We start from the raw sequence: 7,123 nt of genomic DNA on the forward strand, positions 1-7,123 counted from the left end.
GGCGTAGACCCGAGGCCCTGCCCCTCCTGCTCACACTCTCGTCGGGCGTGAAGGGGCTCACCACCATCCACGCCGGGTCGGCCCGCCAGGCCCTCACCCGCCTCCGCTTCATCTGCCAGCTGGCGGACACCTCGAGCGAGCTGCCCATGTCGGCGCTCAACGCCCTGGTGAGCGAGGCGGTGGACGTCGTCGTCCACTGCACCCGCACCGGCGACCGCGTCCAGGTCGCCGAGGTCGTGGCCGTCGAGGAGCTGCAGACGGGTCGCGACTCCACCGCGTTCACCGTGACCGAGCTGTTCGGGAGAGACGGTCCCGGCGCTCCCCTGGCGTGGACCGGCAACCTCCCGGCCCGGGCGGCCCGGGCGCTGGGGATGGCGGGGTACGACGTCCGCGACCTGCTCGGCGCCCGAGCGGCGGCGGGCGCCGCGGCACCCGACGCCGCCGACCGCCCCGGCGATCACCGCGCCTCGCCCGCTGGCTCGGCTCCGGTCGACCGGGCCCGCCGCGCCCGCCCGGTGGCGACCGCAGGCGAGCCCGAACGGAGCGAGCGGGCGCCGCGGTTCGGGACCAGGCGCCGGTAGCCGTGGCCCTCGCCCTCGCCCTGGCCGGCGCGTACGGCGTGTTCCTCGTCTACACGTCGGTGGCCCTGGGATGGACGGGCGTCGGCATCGGGCCCGCCGCCGGAGGTGCCCGGCGGCCGCGGAGGCGGATCGGTGACTGGCTGGCCCAGGCCGGCCTGGACGACGTCGAACCGGGACAGTTCGTCGCCGTCGTCGCCGTGCTGTTCCTCGCCGGCGCGGTGCTGGCCTACGCACTCTTCGGCGGGGTACTGCCCGCCCTCGTCTCCGGCCTCTTCGCGGCCACCTTCCCCGTCGCGTCCTACCGGGCGCGCCGGGAACGGCGGCGGACCGAGGCGCGCGACTCCTGGCCGCGTCTCATCGAGGAGCTCCGCCTCCAGACCGGGTCGCTCGGGCGTTCGATCCCCCAGGGCCTGTTCGAGGTGGGGCGCCGGGCGCCCGAGGAGCTGCGGCCCGCCTTCGACGCGGCCGAGCGGCAGTGGCTGCTCTCCACCGACTTCTCCCGCACGGCGGCGGTCCTCAAGGCCCGCATGGCCGACGCCACCGCCGACGCCACCTTGGAGACGCTGCTCGTCGCCCACGAGGTGGGCGGCTCCGACGTCGACCGCCGGCTCGCCGCCCTGGCCGAGGACCGGGTGCAGGACCTCCAGGGCCGCAAGGACGCTCTCGCCCGGCAGGCCGGCGTGCGCTTCGCCCGCCGGTTCGTGCTCATCGTGCCGCTCGGGATGACGCTGGCGGGCCTGTCGATCGGGACCGGCCGCCAGGCGTACCAGTCGGCCGGTGGGCAGGTCGCGGTGGCTGCGGGGCTGCTCATGGTCGCCGGCTGCTGGCTGTGGGCGGGCCGGCTCATGCGGCTCCCCGAGGAGGAGCGCGTGTTCCATGCCTGACGCGCCGAGGTCGACCGAGTGCGGCTGATCGTCGCCTCCGGGCTGGTCCTGTGGGCGGGGACCACGCTGCTTCTCTCGCACGTCCGATGGTTCGCGCGCCCGGCCATGCTGGAGCGCCTGCGTCCCTACAGTCCCGGTGGGATGGCGGGGCCGGGCCGCAGTGGCGTCCTTTCCGTCGACTCGTTCCAGGAGGTCGTCGGCCCCGTGTGCCGCCGGGTGGGCGAGCGGGCGGCGCGGGTGTTCGGTGTCAGCGAGGAGCTGGCCGTGCGCCTCGAGCGCGTCCACTCCCCCCTCGACGTCACCGCGTTCCGGGTGCGCCAGGTCGGGTGGAGCGTCGCCGCCGTGGGGCTCGCCGCCCTGATCTCGCTGGCCCTGCGGCCGAGCGCCGCCGTCGCAACGGTCCTGCTGCTCGGTGCGCCGGTGCTCGCCTTCCTGGCGCTCGAGCACCAGCTGGCCCGGGCGTCGGCCCGTTGGCAGCGCCGGCTGTTCCTGGAGCTGCCGGTCGTGAGCGAGCAGCTGGCCATGCTGCTGTCGGCCGGGTTCTCGCTGGGATCGGCGCTCAACCGGCTGGCCGCCCGGGGCGAGGGCGCCTGCGCCGCCGACCTCCGGCGCGTCGCCGGACGGGTCCGCCAGGGGCTGTCCGAGATGGACGCGCTGCGGGAGTGGGCCGACGTGGCCCGCGTCGGCGCCCTCGACCGCCTCGTGCCCGTCCTCGCCCTGAACCGCGAGGCGGGCGACCTGGGCCGGCTCATCTCCGACGAGGCGCGCGGCATCCGCCGGGACGTCCAGCGCGAGCTGGTGGCCACCATGGAGCGCCGGGGCCAGCAGGTTTGGATCCCCGTCACCGTCGCCACCCTCGTCCCCGGCGTGATCTTCCTGTCCATCCCCTTCCTCGAGGCCCTCAGCCAGTTCTCCGGATCGTGACCAAAGGAGCGACGATGACCGACCTTGCCCTGCACCTCCACGTCCGGCAGCGCACGGCGCGCGCGGCGCTCTGGAGCCGTCTGGCGGAGGACGAACGGGGGGAAGGGGTGATCTCCACCGCCATCGCCGTCCTGGTGATGGCGTTCCTCGGCGTCCTCATGTGGCAGCTGTTCAGCGCCACGCTGGTGGACTCGAACACCAACGTCAACGACAAGCTGAACGAGATCAAGTAGCCGGCGTGCCCGGGCGTGGCGACGAGCGGGGCTCGGGGGTCCTGAGCACCGTCCTCGGCGCCGGCGCCTTCCTGGCCCTCCTGCTGTTCGCCGTCCAGGTGCTGGCCGGGCTCTACTTCCGTTCGGTCGTCACCGCCGCCACCTACGACGCGGCCAGGGCGGTGGCGGGCGCCGACGCCGTGCACGAGGGCGTCGCCCGGGCCGACGCCGAGCGCAACGCCCGGGCCCAGCTCGGGGAGTACGGCCGGCGGGTGGCCTTCGACTGGGGCGGCTCCACCGCCGACGTGGTGGTCGTGCGGGCCACCGCGCCGCGCCCGACCTTCCTGCCCGAGGCGCTCACCGGGCCCGCCGGCCTGGGCGACGTGGAGCGGACGGTCGAGATCCGCCGGGAGGCCCTCCGGTGAGGCACCGGGACGAGGCCGGCCAGGTCGCGGGCGTCGAGGGGCTGGCGTTCGGCGTGCTCGTGTTCGTCCTCGGCACGCTCCTGATCGCCAACGCCTGGGGCGTCGTCGACGCCAAGATGGCGGCCACCGCGGCCGCCCGTGAAGCGGCCCGCACCTACGTCGAGGCGCCGTCCGAGGCGGCCGCCGCGTCCGGCGCCGAGCAGGCCGCACTGGACGCCATCGATGCCCACGGCCGCCGCCGGGAGCGGGCGACGGTGGCGCGGGTGGACGGGGCGGCGTTCGCCCGCTGCCAGCCGGTGACCATCGAGGTGACGTACCGGGTGCCGATGGTGGCCGTCCCCCTGCTCGGTGAGGCCGGCCACGGCCTCACCGTGACCGCCCGCCACGCCGAGGTGGTCGACCCCTACCGCGACCGCGTGCCCGGGCGGGTGGCGTGCCGTGGGTGACCGCGGGGCGCGCCAGCGGGGGTCCGTCCTCATGCTGGTGCCGGCCGGCGTCCTGGTGCTGTTCGTGCTCGGGGCGCTGGCCGTGGACGTCGCCATCGCCTTCCTGGCCCGGCGGGAGCTGTCCTCCACCGCCGCCGCCCTGGCCAACGACGCCGCCACCATGGCCCTGGCCGAGGACCGGTTCTACGCCGAGAACGCCGCCGGGGCGGTCGAGGTCGACGAGGGGCAGGCCGCCGACGTGGTGCGCGAGGCGCTGGCCGCCCGGGCGCCCAGTGGCGTCAGCGACCTGCGGTGGTCGGTGCGTTCGGCCGACGACCAGGTCTGCGTGACCCTCACCGCCCGGGTGGACTACCTGTTCTCCCGCGCCGTCCCCGGGGCGGCGGACAGCGCGACGGTGAGCGGCCGGGCGGTGGCCACCGCCGTGAAGGGCGGCAGCCCGGTGCGCCGGTCCGGCGTCGACTGTTGACCTCGTTGACCGCGGCGGTCAGCTGACCGCGATGCCGAGCGCCAACAAGGCGCCGTAGACCAGCTGCACCTTGCCCGTGTCGACCAGGACGGCGACGAGATCGGGCCCGGCGGCGCCCGACAGGACCGCTCGCACCGGCCGGCGGGCGGCGAGCACGGCGGCGGCGGCCGCCATGGCGTACGGGCGGGCCACCGCCAGCGGCGGCACGAGCACGAGGGCGCCGGCCAGGCACGCCACGTACAGCATGCGGGTGGCGTGGTCGCCGAGGCGCACGGCGAGGGTGCGCTTGCCGGCGGCCGCGTCGGTGGGGATGTCCCGCAGGTTGTTGACCACGAGCAGGGCGGTGGCGAGCAGGCCCACCGGGATGGATGCCAGCACGGCCAGGCCGGTCACCGTCTCCGTGTGGACGTAGGCCGAGCCGACCGTCGCCACCACGCCGAAGAACACGAACACCGCCACCTCGCCCAGGCCCACGTAGCCGTAGGGGCGGGAGCCACCGGTGTAGAACCAGCCGGCGGCCAGGCAGGCGGCGCCGACGAGGATCAGCTGGGGGCCGGCGGCCAGTGCCAGGGCGAGGCCGAACACCCCGGCCACGCCGAAGGCGGCGAAGGCGGCCCGCTTCACGGCCGCCGGCGATGCCAGTCCGCTGGCCACCAGGCGGACGGGGCCGACCCTGTGGTCGTCGGTGCCCCGCACGCCGTCGGCGTAGTCGTTGGCGTAGTTGGTGCCGACCTGGATGGCCACGGAGACCACCAGGGCGAACACCGCCCGCCACCAGACGACGCCTCCCTGGCTGGCCGCCACCGCCGTGCCCACCAGGACCGGGACCACGGCGGCCGGCAGGGTGCGGGGCCGCGCCCCCGCCACCCACGGCGAGCTCACGGCGAGCTCACGGCCGCCGCGGGAACTTCGAGAAGTCGGGGGCGCGCTTCTGCACGTAGGCGTCGCGCCCCTCCTGGGCCTCCTCGCCCATGTAGAAGAGCAGGGTGGCGTCGCCGGCCAGCTGCTGGAGGCCGGCCAGGCCGTCGTCCGCCGCGTTGAGGCCGGACTTGAGGAGGCGCAGGGCCAGCGGCGAGTGGCCGAGCATCTCGCGGCACCACCGGACGGTCTCCTCCTCGAGGCCGTCGAGAGGGACGACGGCGTTCACCAGGCCCATCTCGAGGGCCTGGCGGGCGTCGTACTGGCGGCACAGGAACCAGATCTCGCGGGCCTTCTTCTGGCCCACCACCCGGGCCAGCAGGCCGGCGCCGTACCCGGCGTCGAACGAGCCGACCCGCGGGCCGGTCTGGCCGAAGCGGGCGTTGTCGGCGGCGATGGTGAGGTCGCACACCACGTGCAGGACGTGGCCGCCGCCGATGGCGTAGCCGGCCACCATGGCGACGACGGGCTTGGGGCAGCGGCGGATCTGGACCTGGAGCTCCAGGACGTTGAGCCGCCCGATCCCCTTCCGGGCCACGTCGTCGTCGCCGAGGTAGCCGTCGTCGCCCCGGACCTTCTGGTCGCCGCCCGAGCAGAAGGCGAGCGGCCCCTCCCCGGTGAGGATGACGACGCCGATCCCGGGGTCGTCCTGGGCCAGGGTGAACGCCTTCGAAAGCTCGGACACCGTCTGCGGCCGGAAGGCGTTGCGCACCTCGGGACGGTTGATGGTGATCTTGGCGATGCCCTCGGCCGTCTCGTAGCGGATGTCGGTCCAGTCGCCGGAGGGCGCCCAGGCCGGCAGGGCGGGCGCATCGCCTCCCGGGGAATCGGCCATCGCGCCGGTACCCTACCGGCGTGCCGTCGCTGGTCGCCATCACGGCCGAGGGGTCGGACGGCTTCGTGCCGGCCCTCCGGGCCGCCTGGGACCGGGGCGACGCAGTGCTCCCGGTGGACCCCCGGCTCCCCCCGGCGGGACGCCGGGCGGTGTGCGAGACGCTGGGCGCCGGCCGCCCGGTGGACGACGGCGACGCCCTGGTGGTGGCCACCAGCGGGTCGACGGGCGTGCCCAAGGGCGTGGTGCTCACGTTCGACGCGCTGGCCGCCGCCGCCCGGGCCGTGTCGACCCGCCTGGCCGTCGACCCGTCGTCGGACTCGTGGCTGGCGTGCCTGCCCCTGTCGCACGTGGGCGGGCTCGGGGTGGTCGTCCGGGCGCTGCTCACCGGCACGCCGCTGACGGTGCGCCCGGCGTTCGACCCGGCCGTCGACGCCACACTGGTGTCCCTCGTCCCCACGCTGCTCGACCGTTTCGACACGTCCCGGTTCCGCGTGGTCCTGGCCGGCGGCGGCGCCGACCGGCGGGCCCGGGCGCCCAACGTGGTGCACACCTACGGGATGACCGAGACGGGCGGCGGCGTCGTCTACGACGGCGTGCCCCTCGACGGGGTGGAGGTGCGGGCGGACGAGTCGGGCCAGCTGCTGGTGCGGGGGCCGTCGCTGCTGCGCTGCTACCGCGACGGCTCCGACCCCAGGGACGCCGACGGGTGGCTGCCCACCGGCGACGTGGGCGAGGTGCTCCGCGACGGCCGGGTCGTCGTGCACGGCCGCCGCTGCGACCTCATCGTCACCGGCGGCGAGAACGTGTGGCCGGCCGACGTGGAGGAGGCGCTGCGCTCGCACCCCGGCGTGGCCGAGGTGGCCGTGGTGGCGCGGGACGACCCCGAGTGGGGCCAGCGGGTGGTGGCCGTCGTGGTGCCGCGAAAGCGGTCCGCCCCGCCCACCCTCGACGACCTGCGCTCCTGGGTGAAGGAAGGGCGTCCCGCCTTCGCGGCGCCCCGGGAGCTGGTCCTCGTCGACGCACTGCCCCGGACCGCCAGCGGGAAGGTGGCCCGCGATCGTCTTCTGGCCTAGGGGCCCCCGCCGCGTCCGGGCCCGGCGTTCTCTGGACGGAACCAGCCGCCATCCGGCTGATTCGGTCCGGAGAACCGGCGTCAGGTAGCGGCACCGGCCCGGGCGCCATCACGGCCCGGCGGCGGGAGCACCTTCGTCGGGGCTCGCGCGCGCCTGAGGTGCACCAGTGCAGAACCTCATTCACCCCAGAAAGCCAGCCGTTTTCGCCGAATGAAGTAGCGGATCGAACATATGTTTGGTACAATGGCGGCATGGGAATCGGGCTGGTCGACCCGCCGGGCGGGAGCCCCCGCGTCGTGTGCGACGGGCCCGAGGAGCGCCTGTCGGCGGCCATGGGCCTGGTCAACGCGGCCACGGCC

10 protein-coding genes are annotated in these 7,123 nt (G+C 75.5%); 8 read left to right on the forward strand and 2 right to left on the reverse strand.

Annotated features, from left to right (window positions below; all coding sequences use genetic code 11):
• The 7 genes from VM242_07405 to VM242_07435 form a co-directional block, all read left to right on the forward strand.
• A partial coding sequence (locus tag VM242_07405) for a hypothetical protein (GenBank protein HVM04980.1) occupies positions 1-581 on the forward strand: 581 nt, incomplete at its 5' end.
• Between the two features lie 2 nt (positions 582-583).
• Complete coding sequence (locus VM242_07410) at positions 584-1,465, forward strand: hypothetical protein (protein HVM04981.1); 882 nt, start codon at positions 584-586, stop codon at positions 1,463-1,465.
• An 18-nt stretch (positions 1,466-1,483) separates the two neighbouring features.
• A complete protein-coding gene (locus VM242_07415) occupies positions 1,484-2,389 on the forward strand; it encodes a type II secretion system F family protein (GenBank protein HVM04982.1) in 906 nt (301 codons plus the stop codon).
• Between the two features lie 14 nt (positions 2,390-2,403).
• A complete protein-coding gene (locus VM242_07420; GenBank protein HVM04983.1) occupies positions 2,404-2,622 on the forward strand; it encodes a hypothetical protein in 219 nt (72 codons plus the stop codon).
• A gap of 5 nt (positions 2,623-2,627) precedes the next feature.
• Positions 2,628-3,026, forward strand: coding sequence for a hypothetical protein (locus tag VM242_07425; protein ID HVM04984.1), 399 nt, complete (start codon positions 2,628-2,630; stop codon positions 3,024-3,026).
• A complete protein-coding gene (locus VM242_07430; GenBank protein HVM04985.1) occupies positions 3,023-3,472 on the forward strand; it encodes a hypothetical protein in 450 nt (149 codons plus the stop codon). Before VM242_07425 ends, VM242_07430 begins: the two co-directional genes overlap by 4 nt.
• Entirely contained in the window at positions 3,465-3,938 is a 474-nt protein-coding gene (locus VM242_07435; protein ID HVM04986.1) for a hypothetical protein, read from the forward strand. Before VM242_07430 ends, VM242_07435 begins: the two co-directional genes overlap by 8 nt.
• Before the next feature lie 18 nt (positions 3,939-3,956).
• On the opposite strand, the gene VM242_07440 is transcribed toward VM242_07435, so the two are convergent.
• Both VM242_07440 and menB read right to left on the reverse strand, forming a co-directional pair.
• Complete coding sequence (locus VM242_07440; GenBank protein HVM04987.1) at positions 3,957-4,820, reverse strand: 1,4-dihydroxy-2-naphthoate polyprenyltransferase; 864 nt, start codon at positions 4,818-4,820, stop codon at positions 3,957-3,959.
• A gap of 7 nt (positions 4,821-4,827) precedes the next feature.
• Complete coding sequence (menB, locus tag VM242_07445) at positions 4,828-5,691, reverse strand: 1,4-dihydroxy-2-naphthoyl-CoA synthase (GenBank protein HVM04988.1); 864 nt, start codon at positions 5,689-5,691, stop codon at positions 4,828-4,830.
• A gap of 20 nt (positions 5,692-5,711) precedes the next feature.
• On the opposite strand from menB, the gene VM242_07450 reads away from it, so the two are divergent.
• Complete coding sequence (locus VM242_07450) at positions 5,712-6,764, forward strand: fatty acid--CoA ligase family protein (protein HVM04989.1); 1,053 nt, start codon at positions 5,712-5,714, stop codon at positions 6,762-6,764.
• Positions 6,765-7,123 lie beyond the last annotated feature (359 nt).

The organism is Acidimicrobiales bacterium, from assembly GCA_035540975.1.
GTDB lineage: Bacteria > Actinomycetota > Acidimicrobiia > Acidimicrobiales.

Coding starts and splice junctions, on each gene's coding strand:
- VM242_07420 (HVM04983.1), top strand. CDS start 2,404: ATGACCGACCTTGCCCTGCACCTCCACGTCCGGCAGCGCACGGCGCGC.
- menB (HVM04988.1), bottom strand. CDS start 5,691: ATGGCCGATTCCCCGGGAGGCGATGCGCCCGCCCTGCCGGCCTGGGCG.